Annotated in this window: 13 protein-coding genes; 12 read left to right on the forward strand and 1 reads right to left on the reverse strand. The window is 62.0% G+C overall.

Annotated elements, in window-relative coordinates; all coding sequences use genetic code 11:
- Positions 1–16 precede the first annotated feature (16 nt).
- The 5 genes from A3722_RS21450 to A3722_RS21470 all read left to right on the forward strand — a co-directional run bounded on the left by A3722_RS21450 (position 17) and on the right by A3722_RS21470 (position 5,571).
- On the forward strand, positions 17–1,105 hold the full coding sequence (locus A3722_RS21450) for an acyl-CoA dehydrogenase (RefSeq protein WP_082849578.1): 1,089 nt from the start codon (positions 17–19) through the stop codon (positions 1,103–1,105).
- Positions 1,102–1,800, forward strand: a complete 699-nt coding sequence (locus tag A3722_RS21455; RefSeq protein ID WP_067628819.1) for a PIG-L deacetylase family protein — start codon at positions 1,102–1,104, stop codon at positions 1,798–1,800. The genes A3722_RS21450 and A3722_RS21455 overlap by 4 nt, the downstream gene beginning before the upstream one ends.
- A complete protein-coding gene (locus tag A3722_RS21460; protein ID WP_067628818.1) occupies positions 1,800–2,363 on the forward strand; it encodes a class I SAM-dependent methyltransferase in 564 nt (187 codons plus the stop codon). Before A3722_RS21455 ends, A3722_RS21460 begins: the two co-directional genes overlap by 1 nt.
- On the forward strand, positions 2,360–3,406 hold the full coding sequence (locus A3722_RS21465) for a glycosyltransferase (protein ID WP_067628817.1): 1,047 nt from the start codon (positions 2,360–2,362) through the stop codon (positions 3,404–3,406). Before A3722_RS21460 ends, A3722_RS21465 begins: the two co-directional genes overlap by 4 nt.
- 101 nt (positions 3,407–3,507) lie before the next feature.
- Positions 3,508–5,571, forward strand: coding sequence for a catalase (locus tag A3722_RS21470; RefSeq protein WP_067628814.1), 2,064 nt, complete (start codon positions 3,508–3,510; stop codon positions 5,569–5,571).
- Between the two features lie 38 nt (positions 5,572–5,609).
- On the opposite strand, the gene A3722_RS21475 is transcribed toward A3722_RS21470, so the two are convergent.
- A complete protein-coding gene (locus tag A3722_RS21475) occupies positions 5,610–6,392 on the reverse strand; it encodes an IclR family transcriptional regulator (protein WP_067628813.1) in 783 nt (260 codons plus the stop codon).
- 165 nt (positions 6,393–6,557) lie between these two features.
- Here A3722_RS21475 and A3722_RS21480 point away from each other — a divergent pair, with 165 nt between their 5' ends.
- The 7 genes from A3722_RS21480 to A3722_RS21510 all read left to right on the forward strand — a co-directional run bounded on the left by A3722_RS21480 (position 6,558) and on the right by A3722_RS21510 (position 14,990).
- The gene (locus A3722_RS21480) at positions 6,558–8,075 is read left to right on the forward strand and encodes an ABC transporter substrate-binding protein (protein ID WP_067628811.1); all 1,518 of its coding nucleotides are present in this window, start codon (positions 6,558–6,560) and stop codon (positions 8,073–8,075) included.
- A 114-nt stretch (positions 8,076–8,189) separates the two neighbouring features.
- On the forward strand, positions 8,190–9,107 hold the full coding sequence (locus A3722_RS21485; protein ID WP_067628809.1) for an ABC transporter permease: 918 nt from the start codon (positions 8,190–8,192) through the stop codon (positions 9,105–9,107).
- Position 9,108: 1 nt separating this feature from the next.
- Entirely contained in the window at positions 9,109–10,011 is a 903-nt protein-coding gene (locus tag A3722_RS21490; protein ID WP_150120255.1) for an ABC transporter permease, read from the forward strand.
- A 3-nt stretch (positions 10,012–10,014) separates the two neighbouring features.
- Positions 10,015–11,013, forward strand: coding sequence for an ABC transporter ATP-binding protein (locus A3722_RS21495; RefSeq protein ID WP_067628807.1), 999 nt, complete (start codon positions 10,015–10,017; stop codon positions 11,011–11,013).
- Positions 11,010–12,005 (forward strand): ABC transporter ATP-binding protein, encoded by a 996-nt coding sequence (locus A3722_RS21500; protein WP_067628805.1) that lies wholly within the window; start codon positions 11,010–11,012, stop codon positions 12,003–12,005. Before A3722_RS21495 ends, A3722_RS21500 begins: the two co-directional genes overlap by 4 nt.
- A gap of 4 nt (positions 12,006–12,009) precedes the next feature.
- On the forward strand, positions 12,010–13,599 hold the full coding sequence (locus A3722_RS21505; protein WP_067628802.1) for a gamma-glutamyltransferase: 1,590 nt from the start codon (positions 12,010–12,012) through the stop codon (positions 13,597–13,599).
- Positions 13,596–14,990, forward strand: coding sequence for a M20 family metallopeptidase (locus A3722_RS21510; protein WP_067628801.1), 1,395 nt, complete (start codon positions 13,596–13,598; stop codon positions 14,988–14,990). Before A3722_RS21505 ends, A3722_RS21510 begins: the two co-directional genes overlap by 4 nt.

Consider the following 14,990-nt stretch of genomic DNA (forward strand, 5'->3'; position numbering starts at 1 on the left):
GCTGTCGGAAACTGCCATGAACAGTGCGCCGCGTTTCGATCCTTTTCCGCCCAGTTCTCAACCGGATGTCCTTTCTCAAGCGGCCCGAAGCGCATTGCGCAAAGCGGCGCCGGACGAGGAGGCGGGCACGGCACCGATCAGCGCCTCCATCGACATTCTGCGCGACGCGGGTCTGATGCTCGAAGACGGTGCTGCCTCCCCCCTGCGCACCGCCCATGCGCTGATGCAAATCGGCGCGGCCAATCTTAGCGTGGGGCGTTTGTGGGAAGGCCACGTTAACGCGCTGCGCCTGATCCGGCTCTACGGCAGTCCGGCACAGGCAGAACACGCAAAACAGGTGATCAAAGACGGGGGACTGTTGGGGGTTTGGGGGGCCAATGGCGGCACGCCTACAACGGCCGAGTACGGGGTGTTGCAAGGTGAGAAGATCTTCGCCTCTGGTCTCGGTACCGTCACGCACGCGCTTATCACGCTCAATTCCGGCGCGCAGGTGCAGCTTGCGCTGATCGATGTGACCGCCCCGAAACGGGGCGATGCCACGCAATGGGACATGCTGGGGATGCGGGCCACGGCCTCGGGGACGTATAATTTCTCCGGGCTGCCCTTGGGCGAGGACGCCCTTATCGGTGCCCCGGGTGACTACCTGAAAGAGCCGCATTTCATCGGCGGGGTCTGGCGGATCGCGGCGCTTCAGGCTGGCGCGGCCGCGGGGTTGATCGATGCGGCGGCCAGCACCCTGCGCGATATGGACCGGCTTGAAGCCGAAGCCCAATTGGCGCGGCTGATGCAGGTCTTGATGCGGGTCTGGGCCGGGATGGCACTGGTCGAACGCGCAGGTCAGGCCAACGTGGGCGACCACGAGGGAGAGACCATCGTCGGCACCTCCATCGCGGCGCGGCTCTACACCGAGGAAGTCGCCCTCGACACGATCAAAGCGGTTGAGCAAAGCCTCGGCCTGCGGCATTTCACGGCCTCTTCCGAGACTGGCCGCATGGCGCGAGACCTGTCGGTCTACCTGCGCCAAGCGGCACGGGACGCCTTTCTGCAACGTGCCGCGGGCCAGGCACTTTCCAGCGAAAAAGCGACTTGGGGTGTCTTTGGATGAGCCGCAACGCGCCTCTGGCCGATGCCCTGTCGGGCCGTGAAAAGATCGTGGTCTTGGCACCGCATCCGGACGATGAAACACTTGGCTGCGGCGGCCTTTTGGCCCGTGCCTTTGCAGGCGCCGGGGCGCATGTTGTCTGCGTGACCGATGGCAGCGCCAGCCACCCCGCCTCTCGCGACTGGCCCCCGGTACGATTGGCCGAAACGCGCCGCGGCGAGTTGATTGAGGCGCTTGAAATTCTCGGCGGCGGGGCGGCGGACCTGACGTGGCTCGGCCACCCTGACAGCCGTTTGCATGAGGTTTTCGCCGCCGACATCCTGCCCGCGCTGACAGCGCTGATCGACGGCCAAGCCGCGCGGCACGTCTTTGTTCCCGCCCGCGAAGACAAACATTGCGATCATCAGACAACCGCAAAACTGGCCGAGGCGTTGCGGGCGCAGCGCCCCGATCTGCATTTCCACAGCTACCCGGTCTGGAGCCGTTTTGACGATCCGAACTTCGCAGCAAACACCGCTGGCTACGCCCCCCTCACCCTCGACACCGCCACCTACCGTGGGGCCAAAACCGCCGCGATCCGCGCGCATCGCAGCCAGCTTGGGGAGGTCGTGCAAGACGACCCCCAAGGCTTTGTCCTGCCCGATGCGATGATCGACCTTTTCGCGCAGCGAGATGAGATTTTCTGGAGGATGCCGTGATGGGCGTGGGGTTGGATCACCTTCAAGGTCTCTATGCCGAGACGAGCGATCCTTGGGGGTTTGAGCACAGCGCCTATGAGCAGGCCAAATTCGCGGCGACACGGGCGGCGCTTGCGCAAGATGGCTACCGCTCGGCCTTTGAGTTGGGCTGCGGCAATGGGCAATTGGCGCGGCACCTGATTGACCTTTGTGCGCGCTATACCGGGATGGACGCCGTGGCCAGCGCCCTCATCGCCGCGCGGCAAGCGGTGCCTGAGGGGCGGTTCATTCAAGGCTTCTATCCCGGCCCCCTGCCCGAGGGTGACTTTGATCTGCTGATCCTGTCAGAGGTGCTTTATTTTCTGGATCATCCGGGGCTGGAGCATCTGGCCTCCGACATCGCGACCCGTTGGCCGCAGGCCGAGATCATCTGTGTGACCTGGCGCGGTGACACCGGGAACCCGCTTCAGGGAGAAGAGGCGCTCAAGGGCTTTGCACGTGCGCTCAGCACCCATGAATTCACCTGCGTGAGTGAGACCGAGAACTACCGCATCGACCGCGCGTTTCCGGGGGAGCGGGCATGAGTTTCGAGCGCTGGAAGGACACCGCAATCATCATCCCCGCCCGAAATGAGGCGGAGCGGATCGGCGCCTGCCTGGGCGCTCTTGCCCCGCAGTGCAATGACCGTATTCGCGTGATCCTTGTGGTGAACAACACCGACGACGACACCGCCAAGATTGCCACGCTTGCGGCGGCGCGACATGGCATCGACTTTTCTGTGCTCGACCTCACCTTTCCGCCCGGCATGGGGGTCGGGGCGGCGCGGCGGAAGGGCTGCGCCGTGGCCATGGAGCAGATGCCCCATCTGCGCCAGATCCTGACCACCGATGCCGATTGCCGCGTCAGCCCCGATTGGGTCGCCCGCAGCATTCAACACCTGCACCGCTACGATGCCCTTTGTGGCAAGGTCACGCTGAACCCGGATGAGGCCGTCTGTTTGGCGGGGCAAGACCCCGGCCTAGAGGCCCATGAAACTGCCTATCGCCGCTTGGTGCTGGAGTGCTACGCCCGCCATGCCCCCAACTGCGCCGATCTGCAAAACAGCCACGGCGAAGCGCCGGGGGCCAGCCTTGGCTTTACCCGCGCGGCCTATGAGGCCGTCGGCGGCTTCGCCCCGATCCCCTGCGGCGAGGACCGCGCGATCATCCGCGCCGCGCGGGCGGCGGGCCTTCGGGTGCATCACGCGGATGACATCTGGGTCGAAGCCTCTTGCAGGCTTGTCGGACGGGCGGCGGGCGGAATGGCGGATACGCTTCGCATTCGGCTGACCGGAACGGAATATCTGGCCGACGACTGTTTGCCGAATGCAGCGACCTTTCTTGATCAGGTGCAGCGCGGCACTTTGGGGTGCTGGCCCGCACAGGTTCCGCAACCGCAGCGCGTCCCGGTCCGAGAACTGCCTGCGCATATCGCGAAGCTGCGCGCCTTTCTAAACCTGCCAGAGGAAGAGGAAGCACCCGTGTCGCCCGGTCAGGCACCAACCAATTGCTGGAGGGGCGAGAACTTTCCCGCTCAGGTCGCAGAAACATCGGAACCCCGCACCGCCGGGGCTGTTGAACTTTCATAGGGTCGGGCGATTACCGCCCCCTCAGGAGCGGCCATCTGTGCCCGCCACATATTAGCAAGAAATCCTCCCGATTATTTCCGGGGGCGCTGTGGAGAAAGATCATGACAGACAAAGAACTTGGCAAAGGCGGTGAACCCCGCCAGCAAACCACGGACCGCGAAATGACGATGACGACTGCGCAGGGCGGTCCAATCGCGGATGATCAGAACTCGCTCAAAGCAGGCCCGCGCGGCCCGGTTTTGATGGAAGACCATGTTTTCCGCGAAAAGATGTTCCATTTCGATCACGAGCGCATTCCAGAGCGTGTCGTTCACGCCCGCGGCTACGGGGTGCATGGGCACTTCGAACTCAAAGAAGCGATCCCCGAACTCTCTGCCGCCGATATTTTCCAGCGCGTCGGCGAAAAGACCCCGACCTTCACCCGTTTCTCAACCGTCGCGGGCAACAAAGGCTCTTTCGATCTGGCCCGTGACGTGCGCGGCTTTGCGACGAAGTTCTACACCAAAGAGGGCAACTGGGACTTGGTGGGCAACAACATCCCTGTGTTCTTCATCCAAGACGCGATCAAATTCCCCGATCTCGTCCACTCCGTCAAAGCCGCCCCCGACCGGGGCTTTCCGCAGGCGCAATCGGCGCATGACAACTTCTGGGATTTCGTGTCGCTCTCTCCCGAGGCGACCCACATGACGCTGTGGCAGATGTCCGACCGGGCGATCCCACGCTCCTTCCGCTTCATGGAAGGCTTTGGCGTGCACACCTTCCGGCTGGTCAATGCCGAGGGCAAATCCCACTACGTCAAGTTCCACTGGAAGCCCAAGCAGGGCGTGCAATCAGTGGTCTGGAACGAAGCGCTCAAGATCAACGGCGCGGACCCTGATTTCCACCGCCGCGACATGTGGGATGCAATCGACGCGGGCGATTACCCGCAGTGGGATCTGGGCATTCAGGTCTTTGATGACGACTTTGCCGATAACTTTGAGTTCGACATCCTCGACGCCACAAAGCTTATCCCCGAAGAACAGGTGCCGGTGCGCATCATCGGCACGCTGACGCTGGATGCGAATGTCGACAACTTCTTTGCCGAGACCGAGCAAGTTGCCTTTTGTACGCAGAATATCGTGCGCGGGATCGACCACACCAACGACCCATTGTTGCAGGGGCGGAACTTCTCGTATCTCGACACGCAGATCAAACGCCTCGGCGGGCCGAACTTCCCCCATATTCCGATCAACGCGCCGAAATGCCCGTTCCACCATTTTCAGCAAGACGGCCATATGGCGATGCACAACCCCAAGGGCCGCGTGAACTATGAGCCCAACAGCTGGGGCGACGATGGTGGCCCGCGTGAAAACCCTGAGATTGGGTTCAAAAGCTACCCCGAAGAGGTCAGCGGCACCAAGCAGCGCGTGCGCTCTGAGACGTTCGCCGACCACTACAGCCAAGCGCGGCAGTTCTACATCAGCCAGACCGAGATCGAACAGCAGCATATCGCGGCGGCCTATACGTTCGAGCTGTCGAAATGTCAGGAAGAGCGCATTCGTCTGCGGATGCTCTCGCACCTGATGAACGTGCATGACGATCTGGCCAAACAAGTGGCCGAAGGCCTTGGCGTGACCGAGATGCCGGAACCGGCCACACCCGCGCGGGAACCAATCACCGATCTGCCGCCTTCGGATGCGCTCAGCATTTTGAAAAACCCGCCGAACACCTTCGCGGGCCGCAAGCTGGGTCTGTTCCTGACGGAGGGCGCCGATGCGTCGATCGTGGAAGCCTTGGAGAAAACATTCGCCGATGAAGGTGCGATGGTCGCGATCGTGACGCCGCATATCCAAGGGGTGGCCCTGTCAGATGGCAGCACCCGCGCGGCGGATGAGAAGATCGACGGTGGGCCGTCGGTGGTCTTTGACGCGGTGGCCTTGGTCTTTGGCGAAGAAAAGGCCGACAAGATCGCCAAGAACAAACCCTCGCAGGATTTCGTCTCGGACGCCTTTGCGCATAACAAGTTCATCGCGTGGACCAAAGCCGCGGACCCGCTGCTCAATGCCGCCGGTGTTGAGAAGGACGAGGGCACGGTGGAAGTCTCTGCCGAGAATGCGGGTGATTTCCTTCAATCCTGCCGCAAGCTGCGGTTCTGGCAGCGCGAAGAAAAGCTGAACTGGGAATAAGAAATCAAAGGCCGGGGCAGAAATGCTCCGGCCTTTTTCTAGCGCCGATGCACCTGTGAGGATGGTGAAATCGCGTTCGCCGTGTCCTGCAACCGCGGCAGAATTTCGGCCCTGATCCGCTCGCGCGTCCAGGTGTGAGCCGAGACCGAACATTGCACCGCCGCAAAGGCGCGCCCGTCGGGGCCGGTGATCGGGCAAGCCACACCGATCTCTGACAGAATCATCTGATCGCTTGAAATCGCATGGCCATGTTGGACGGCCTCATTGATGCTGTTGCGGATCGTGGCGCGGTCCATCGTGGTGCGCGCGGTAAAGGGTTTGAGCGGCCAAGTCTCAATCGCCTCTTCCCGATCCTCGGGCGAGAAGGTCGAGATGATCGCCCGCCCCGCCGATGTCGAAAGCGCAGGCAACCGCCGCCCGATCACCGTCGCCGCGAAGTAGGTCCGTTGGCAGGGCAAGCGGCTGACGTAGATGATATGGTCCTTGGAAAGCTCGGCCAGATTCACCGTCTCACCGATCTCTTGGCTGAGGTCGATCAGCTTGGGAATCGCCTGCCCGACCAGTTGATCTGACCAGTAATAAGCATAGGCCAGTTCGAGCCATGCATGGGAGGGGCGATAGCGCCGGGTGGCCGGATCCTTCTCCAACATGCCTTCGATATGCAGCGTATTCGCAAGGCGTTGCACGGCACTTTTGTCCAGCCCGCTGCGCGCGGCCAGCTCTACCAGTGACAATTCCGTATGCGATTCATCAAAAGCGCGGAGCAGTCGCAGCCCCTTGGCAAGTGATCCCACATAGAGCGTATTTTGCTTATTTTCCAATCACCTACCCCTGAAACCGGCCCAATTGTTCAAACCGGGGCTTGACGTATGCCAAGCTCATTGCGTTTACTAATCGTATAGCGATATCAAGTATTATTATATGATACGCTTCGCAAGTCAAAAACGATACGGAACTAAATTCGTAAACCAACAGGGGAGTTGACCATGAAATCCACGGTCCTGAAATCTACCATCACCGGGCTTGTCCTTGCCGCCGCCACGGGTGCGGCTTGGGCGGACAAGGCAGACGACACGCTGAACGTCGCCTTCACAAAAGAGCTTGAGAACGTCGACAGCTACTTCAACTCATCGCGCGAAGGCGTTGTGCTGCAGCGCGCGGTCTGGGACGGGTTGATCTACCGCGATCCGGTCAGCAACGAATACATGGGCAACCTCGCTACCGAATGGGAATGGATCGACGACACGACCATCGAGTTCAAACTGCGCGAAGGCGTGAAATTTCACGACGGGTCGGACTTCACTGCCGATGATGTGGTGTTCACCGTCAACTACGTGGCCGATGAGGCCAATGGCGTGAAAACGCAGCGCAACGTGAACTGGATGAAATCGGCCGAGAAGATCGACGATTACACCGTCCGCATCATGCTGAAAGAGAAATTCCCGGCGGCCATCGAATTCCTCTCCGGCCCCGTGTCGATGTACCCCAGCGACTACTACGAAGAAGCTGGTCCCGAAGGCATGGGCCTGAAACCCGTCGGCACCGGCCCCTATAAAGTGACCGAAGTCGTCCCCGGCCAGCACTTCAAACTGGAAGCCTATGAAGGCTATCACGACAGCCCCAAAGGCAAGCCCAGCATCAAAAACGTAGATATCCGCACCATTCCGGATGTTAACACCCAGATGGCCGAACTGTTCAGCGGGTCGCTCGATCTGATCTGGCAGGTGCCTTCGGACCAAGCCGAAAAACTGGCCGAGCGGGATGAGTTTCAGGTCTCCAATGAATCCACCATGCGTGTGGGTTATCTGACGCTGGATGCGGCGGGCCGGTCCGAGGACAGCCCCTTCACCGATATCCGCGTGCGGAAGGCCGTGAACTACGCGATCAACCGTCAGGAACTGGTCGACGCGCTGCTCAAAGGTAAGTCCAAAGTCGTCTACACCCCCTGCTTCCCCAGCCAGTTTGGCTGCGACGAAGAGGCGGCGGTCGAATATGAGTACAACCCCGAGAAGGCCAAAGAACTGCTGGCCGAAGCGGGCTATGAAGACGGTCTGACCATCGATTTTTATGCCTACCGCGACCGTGAATATGCCGAGGCGATCACCAGCTATCTCAACGCCGTGGGCATCGATACCAACTTCAAGATGTTGCAGTATTCCGCCCTGCGCGAGCAGAACATGAAGGGTGAAACCGCCGTGTCGTTCCAGACATGGGGCAGCTATTCGATCAACGACGCCTCTGCCATGGTCAGCCAGTTCTTCAAACATGGCTCGCTCGACTATGCGATGGACGATGAGACGTTGGAATACCTCAACACAGCCGACAGCTCGACCGACCCAGAGGTCCGCAAAGAGAACTACTCCAAGGCGATTGAGCGCATCACCGAGGAAGCCTATTGGGCGCCGATGTTCTCCTACAACACCAACTACGTGACCACCAATGAGGTGGACTACACGCCCACAGCCGACGAAGTTCTGCGCTTCACCACGGCCAGCTGGAAGTAAACCAATCTGCAGGGGCGCCGTGATCGGTGCCCCTGCCCTGCTTTTTTCCGCACCCCACCCAGACCCACGCGGCAGGCCATCCGCCTGCGGCGCAGCCTCAAGGTAGTTGCACCCGTGCTTCAATTCATTCTCAAACGCTTGGGACTGGCCCTTCTCGTGGCCTTTACCGTGTCGTTTATCAGCTTTAGCCTGCTGTTCCTGTCGGGCGACCCTGCCGCAGCACTTGCGGGCGAAACCGCCAGTGGCGAAGATATCGAGGCGCTGCGCCGTCTCTACGGGTTCGACCGGCCCATGTTGGTACAATACGGCGAATGGTTGTTCTCAGCCCTTCAGGGCGATTTCGGCGAGAGCTATTATTTCCGCCTGCCCGTCGCCTCGCTGATTGCCGACCGTCTGAGCGTGACCATGACGCTGGGTGTCTGTGGCATTGTATTTGCCCTGCTGACAGCCGTGCCGCTTGGCGTGGTCGCCGCGATCCGCCCCAATTCGATCATTGACCGTGTGGCCCTGTTTATCTCGGTCGCGGGGCAAGCGATGCCGAGCTTTTGGTTCGGCCTAATCCTGATCGTAGTCTTCGCGATCCAACTGGGCTGGCTGCCGCCTTCGGGCACCGACACGTGGCGGCATTTCATCCTGCCGACTATCGTGCTGGGCTATTACGCCATGCCCGCCATCATGCGCCTGACGCGCGCCGGGATGCTGGACGTGCTGAACTCGGACTACATCCGGACCGCGCGGGCCAAGGGGGCCAATGAACGCCGCGTTCTGTTCCGCCATGCGCTGCGCAACGCGATCATCCCGGTCGTCAGCCTTGCGGCCGTGCAGATGGGCTTCATGCTTGGCGGCTCCATCGTGGTTGAATCGATATTTGCCCTGCATGGCGCGGGCTATCTGGCGTGGGAGAGCATTGCGCGCAACGACCTGCCCACCGTGCAGGCGCTGATCCTGATTTTCTCGATGTTCTACATCGTTTTCACCTTCCTCGCAGACGTGCTGAACGCATGGCTCGACCCCCGCATGAGGAGCAGCTGACATGATCACCGCTGGTACACATGACAGCCTTTTGGACGAAATCACCGGCCCGACCCCCGGTCAAATGCTGCGCAAACGCGTCTTTGGGCACCAAGGTCTGCTAATCGGGGCGATCGTTTTGATCATCCTCACGATCATTGCGATCCTCGCGCCGTGGATAGCCCCGCATGATCCCTATGCCCAAAGCCTGATGACCCGGATGGAGCCCCCCGTTTTCATGGGCGGCACTTGGGAGCATCCCTTGGGCACCGATCATCTGGGCCGCGATTACCTGTCGCGCCTGATCTACGGTGCGCGAATTTCGCTGTTGATCGGGGCCGTGGCGGCGCTGATCTCTGGCGTGATTGGCACGGCCATGGGCGTGGCTGCGGGCTACTTCGGTGGCAAGGTCGATGCGGTCGTGACCTTTCTTATCAACGTGCGTCTGGCGATGCCCGTGGTGCTGGTGGCCCTCGCGGTCGTCGCAATCCTCGGCGGCTCGCTTCAGGTCGTGATCGGCGTTCTGGGCCTGCTGCTTTGGGACCGTTTTGCCGTGGTGATGCGCGCCTCGACCATGCAGGTGCGGCGGCGCGAATATGTGGCGGCGGCTCAGGTCATCGGCGCCTCCACACCGCGCATCCTTTTGTCTGAGATCATGCCCAATATCGCCAACAACCTGATCGTCGTCGTGACGCTGGAAATGGCCCATGCGATCTTGCTCGAGGCGGCCCTGTCCTTCCTTGGCCTTGGGGTGCAACCGCCGACGCCAAGCTGGGGGCTGATGGTCTCCGAAGGCAAGAACATGATGCTGTTCGAGCCGTGGCTCGTCTTGATCCCCGGCGCTGTCCTTTTCGTGCTGGTGCTGGCGATCAACCTGATGGGTGACGGCCTGCGCGACGTGACCGCCCCCGAAAACCGGAGCTGACCCATGACAGAACCACTTCTGAGCGTCCGCAACCTGCGGCTCGACATCCCCACGGGCAGCGGCACCCTGCATGCGGTGCGTGGGATCGACTTTGACCTTAACCGTGGCGAAACCCTGTGTATCGTTGGCGAAAGCGGGTCGGGCAAATCGCTCACCTCGCTCGCGCTGATGGGGCTCTTGGGCAAATCCATCAACCGCCGCGCGGATCGGATGACCTTTGATGGCACCGAGTTGACCACCGCCAGCCAAGGCCAGATGCGCAAGCTGCGCGGCGCGCGGATGGCGATGATCTTTCAAGAGCCGATGACCTCGCTCAACCCCGCCTACACCATCGGCGATCAACTGGCCGAGGCGCTGTTGCTGCACCGCAAGGTCAGCCGCCAGCAGGCGCGGGACCGGGCGATTGAACTGCTGGAGAAAGTCGGCATCACCGCCGCAGAGAGCCGTCTTTCGCAGTATCCGCACCAGCTCTCGGGCGGTCTGCGCCAGCGTGTGATGATCGCCATGGCGCTGATGTGCGAGCCGGAACTGATCATCGCGGACGAGCCGACAACCGCGCTTGACGTGACCATTCAGGCGCAAATCCTGCGGTTGCTGCACGATCTGGGACGCGAGATGAACATGGCCGTGATCCTGATCACCCATGATCTCGGCGTCGTGGCGCGCGTGGCCGATAAGGTCGCCGTGATGTATGCGGGCGAATTGGTTGAGACCGGCCCGGTAGCCGACATCTTTAACGCGCCGTCGCATCCCTACACCCGTGGCCTTCTGCGCTGCATTCCCCTGCCCGGCAAGACCGACCGCGGCGCGAAACTGGGCACCATCCCGGGCATCGTGCCCTCGCTCGTGGGCGAGGTCGAGGGCTGTGTCTTCCGCACCCGTTGCCCCCATGCGGTTGCCGAATGCCGGGGCGAGATCCCGAAAAGAGAGGACGGCAGCCACGCCTTCCGCTGCATTTTCCCCGATGGCAAACGCCATTCCGAGAAGGAGCTGACCGTATGAAGGACAGCGTAAACACCCCCCCGGTGCTGGAGCTTTCGGGCGTCAGCAAGACCTACCGGGTGAAACAGGGCATGTTCGGCAAGGTCAAACCGCTGACGGCGGTGAATGACGTGTCGCTGCAATTGGGCAAAGGCGAAGTGCTGGGACTGGTCGGTGAATCCGGTTGCGGTAAATCAACACTCGCCAAGATCCTATTGGGGCTGGAGCAGCCGACCGCAGGTCATGTCAAAATCGATGGTGAAGAGATCACGCAGCAGGGCCGTCTGGCGCTGGCGCGGCGGATCCAGCCGATCTTTCAAGACCCCTATTCCTCGCTCAACCCACGCAAAAGCATCTATGACGTGATCTCCCTGCCCCTGCGCGTGCATGGCATCGGTGATGAGGCCAGCCGCAAGCAGAAGGTTAAGGAAATTCTCGACGTTGTCGGCCTGCCACAGCGGGTGATGAACACCTACCCCAGCCAGATGTCAGGCGGCCAGCGCCAGCGCGTCGCTATTGCGCGCGCGCTCATCATGAAGCCCGAAGTGGTGATCTGCGACGAACCGACCTCGGCGCTGGATGTGTCGGTACAAAGCCAGATCCTCAACCTTCTGGGCGAGCTGCGCGAAGAGTTTGGCCTGACCTACCTTTTCATCAGCCACGACCTCGCGGTGGTCGAACACCTCGCGACCCGCGTGGCGGTGATGTATCTGGGCGAGATCGTCGAGCAGAACTCGGTGGCGGGCCTTTTTGACGCGCCGCGCCACCCTTACACGCAGGCGCTGCTGAAATCCGTGCTGACGCCCGAGCCGGGTTTGGGTGTGCCTGACACGCAGCTTGGCATGGCCTATCCAAATCCGATCGCGCCGCCGCCGGGCTGCCACTTCCATCCCCGTTGCCCGCGTGCGACGGACCTCTGCACGCAAAAGGCCCCACGTCACACCCCGATTCCGCAGGGGCATGTGGCCTGCCATCTGCACGATCCGGAAACCCCCATGTACGAGCAAGAGTAATCCCATGTCATCGAACCTGTCGCACAGCAGCCAAACCCGCAAAACCGTCATCGAAACCGAACATGGCGTCGTTGCCGCACAGCACCGTCTGGCGGCAATCGCGGGGGCCGAAGTTCTCGCGGCGGGAGGGGACGCGGTAGATGCAGCCGTCGCCACCTCATTCGTCATCGGCGTGTTGGAACCGTGGATGAGCGGCCCGGCAGGCGGCGGGGCAATGATGCTCTGGCGCGCTGACGAAGGTCAGGCCCACGCATTGAACCACGGCATGCGCAGCCCCGGCGCGCTTGACCCGGCGAACTATCCGCTCAGCGGGCGCGGCAAGGCGGGCGATCTGTTCCCGTGGGAGCATGTCGAAGGCGACCGCAACGTGCAGGGTGCTACGGCAATTGCCGTGCCGGGTGTGGTCGATGGGCTGGGCCAAGCACACGCGCGCTTTGGGAAGATGCCTTGGGGCGAACTGCTGTCGCCGGCGATTGACCACGCCCGCAGGGGGCTGACGGTGGATTGGTATGCCGCGCTCGTCATTGCCTCTTGCACCCGCGAATTGGCCAAAGATGCCGACGCTGCGGCGGTTTTCCTCGATGATGGGCAATGGCCGACGATCAGCGGTTGGACCGCGCTGGCCGAAAAACGGCTGGATCAATCGCGCATGGCCGACAGCCTTGACCAGATCGCGCGGCATGGGGCGCGCACGCTCTATGACGGTGACCTTGGCGCGGCCATGGCGCGGGATGTGCAGGAGAAAGGCGGCTGCCTCAGCCGCGACGACCTGCAAGCCTACCGCGCCGAGTTCCACGCCCCGCTTGACTTCGCCTACCGCGACGCGCGGTTCCATGTCGTCCCGGGGCTGACCGCTGGCCCGACTTTCCGCGACACCTTTGCCTCGCTGGAAACCGAAGACCTCGGCAGCGCTCCCGGCCCCGACAGCTATGCCGCGATGGCTGCGGCGCTGAAGGGCGCTTATGCGCGGCGGCTCGGATCGATGGGCGACACCGGCGAAAGCCCCGAGGCCCCGGGCTGCACGACGCATTTCTCGGTCGTCGACCGTCACGGGAATATGGTGGCGCAGACGCAGACGCTTTTGTCGATCTTCGGCTCCCGCGTCGTCTCGCCCTCGACCGGGTTTTTGATGAACAACGGCATCATGTGGTTCGACCCGGTTCAGGGCCGCCCAAACTCGCTCGGCCCGAACAAACGCTGCCTGATGAATGTCTGCCCGGTGATCGGCGAACAGGCCGACAAACGCTTCGCCTTCGGCGCCTCCGGCGGGCGCAAAATTCTCGGCGCGGTGGCGCAATTGTCCTCCTTCGTCACTGATTTCGACATGTCGCTCGAAGACAGTTTCCACGCCCCCCGCATCGACGCCTCGGACACCAACCAGCTCATCGCCGATGAAAGTCTGCCGCGCGATGTGCTCGACCGGCTGCGCGAGAACAATGAGGTCGCCGAGACCAAACGCACGATCTTTCCCTACGCTTTCGCCTGTCCCGCAGGCGTGATGCGCGCGAACGGGCAGAATTCCGGCTGCACCGAGATCATGTCGCCTTGGGGCGACGCCATTTCCGAAGATATGACAAAGGACATTGAAGCATGACCCGCGACAGCGCGATCGAAGCGATCTCGACCTATTTCGATGAGGGGACATTCCAAGCCGAACTGGCCAACCTCGTCTCGTACGAGACCGAGAGCCAGAACCCCGACCAAGCCCCCGAGCTCAAACGCTATCTGGTCGAGACGATGGAGCCGCGGCTGACCGCGATGGGCTTTGCCTGTAGCTTTCACGACAATCCCGACCCGCGCGGAGGCCCCTTTCTGGTGGGCGAGCGCCGCGAGGGCGATGACCTGCCGACCGTGCTGACCTATGGCCACGGCGACGTGATCCGCGCCCAGACCGACCAGTGGCGCGAAGGGCTGCATCCTTTCAAACTCGTCGAAGAAGGCGACAAGCTTTATGGCCGCGGCACTGCCGACAACAAGGGTCAGCACCTGATCAATATCGCCGCTCTTGAGGCCGTGCTGAAAACGCGCGGCAAGCTGGGGTTCAACTGCCGCATCGTGATCGAGATGAGCGAAGAGACCGGCAGCGCGGGCTTGCCAGAGTTCTTTACCGAACATCGCGAGAAGCTGACGGCGGATGTGCTGATCGCCTCGGACGGGCCGCGCCTGCAACCCGATGTGCCGACCATGTTCATGGGCTCGCGCGGCGGGGTCTCTTTTGATCTGATCATCGACAAACGCGACGGGGCGCATCACTCGGGCAATTGGGGTGGCTTGCTGGCCGATCCGGCGATGATCTTGGCCCAAGCGCTGGCGACCATCACCGACAAACGCGGGCAAATCCAGATCTCCGAGTGGCGGCCCGACAGCCTGACCCCCTCGGTCCGCGCGGCGTTGAAAGACCTGCCGATCGAAAGCGACGATGGCCCCGCCATCGACAACGATTGGGGCGAAAAAGACCTGACCCCGGTCGAGCGCGCCTATGGCTGGAACAGCTTTGCCATTCTCGCGATGAAAAGCGGCGTCCCCGAAGCGCCGGTCAATGCGATCTCGGCCCACGCCACCGCGACCTGCCAATTGCGCTATGTCGTCGGCACCGATCCCGAAGACATTCTGCCCGCGCTGCGGCGTCACCTTGATAAACACGGGTTCGAGGATGTGCGGATCGAGCCGCATGACCGCGGCTTCTTCCGCGCCACGCGGCTGGATGCGGATCACCCTTGGGTGAAGTTCGTGGCCGCCTCCCTCACGAAAAGCGCCGGAAAAGCGCCACATATCCTGCCGAACCTTGCAGGCTCCCTGCCCAACGACAGTTTCAGCGATATTCTGGGTCTGCCGACGGTCTGGGTGCCGCATTCCTATCGCAGCTGTTCGCAGCACGCGCCGGATGAACATGTGCTGAAACCCGTCTGCCGCGATGCGCTGCGGGTGATGGCGGGCGTGTTCTGGGACCTGGGCGACGGCAATACACCGCCGCGCGCCACGTGA

It is taken from the genome of Sulfitobacter sp. HI0027 (genome assembly GCF_001634775.1).
In the GTDB taxonomy this organism is placed as follows: Bacteria; Pseudomonadota; Alphaproteobacteria; order Rhodobacterales; family Rhodobacteraceae; genus Sulfitobacter.

Excerpts from the sequence above, each read along its gene's own strand:
- A3722_RS21450 (WP_082849578.1), top strand. The coding sequence starts at position 17 with ATGAACAGTGCGCCGCGTTTCGATCCTTTTCCGCCCAGTTCTCAACCG.
- A3722_RS21455 (WP_067628819.1), top strand. The coding sequence starts at position 1,102 with ATGAGCCGCAACGCGCCTCTGGCCGATGCCCTGTCGGGCCGTGAAAAG.
- A3722_RS21460 (WP_067628818.1), top strand. The coding sequence starts at position 1,800 with ATGGGCGTGGGGTTGGATCACCTTCAAGGTCTCTATGCCGAGACGAGC.
- A3722_RS21465 (WP_067628817.1), top strand. The coding sequence starts at position 2,360 with ATGAGTTTCGAGCGCTGGAAGGACACCGCAATCATCATCCCCGCCCGA.
- A3722_RS21470 (WP_067628814.1), top strand. The coding sequence starts at position 3,508 with ATGACAGACAAAGAACTTGGCAAAGGCGGTGAACCCCGCCAGCAAACC.
- A3722_RS21480 (WP_067628811.1), top strand. The coding sequence starts at position 6,558 with ATGAAATCCACGGTCCTGAAATCTACCATCACCGGGCTTGTCCTTGCC.
- A3722_RS21490 (WP_150120255.1), top strand. The coding sequence starts at position 9,109 with ATGATCACCGCTGGTACACATGACAGCCTTTTGGACGAAATCACCGGC.
- A3722_RS21495 (WP_067628807.1), top strand. The coding sequence starts at position 10,015 with ATGACAGAACCACTTCTGAGCGTCCGCAACCTGCGGCTCGACATCCCC.
- A3722_RS21500 (WP_067628805.1), top strand. The coding sequence starts at position 11,010 with ATGAAGGACAGCGTAAACACCCCCCCGGTGCTGGAGCTTTCGGGCGTC.
- A3722_RS21505 (WP_067628802.1), top strand. The coding sequence starts at position 12,010 with ATGTCATCGAACCTGTCGCACAGCAGCCAAACCCGCAAAACCGTCATC.
- A3722_RS21510 (WP_067628801.1), top strand. The coding sequence starts at position 13,596 with ATGACCCGCGACAGCGCGATCGAAGCGATCTCGACCTATTTCGATGAG.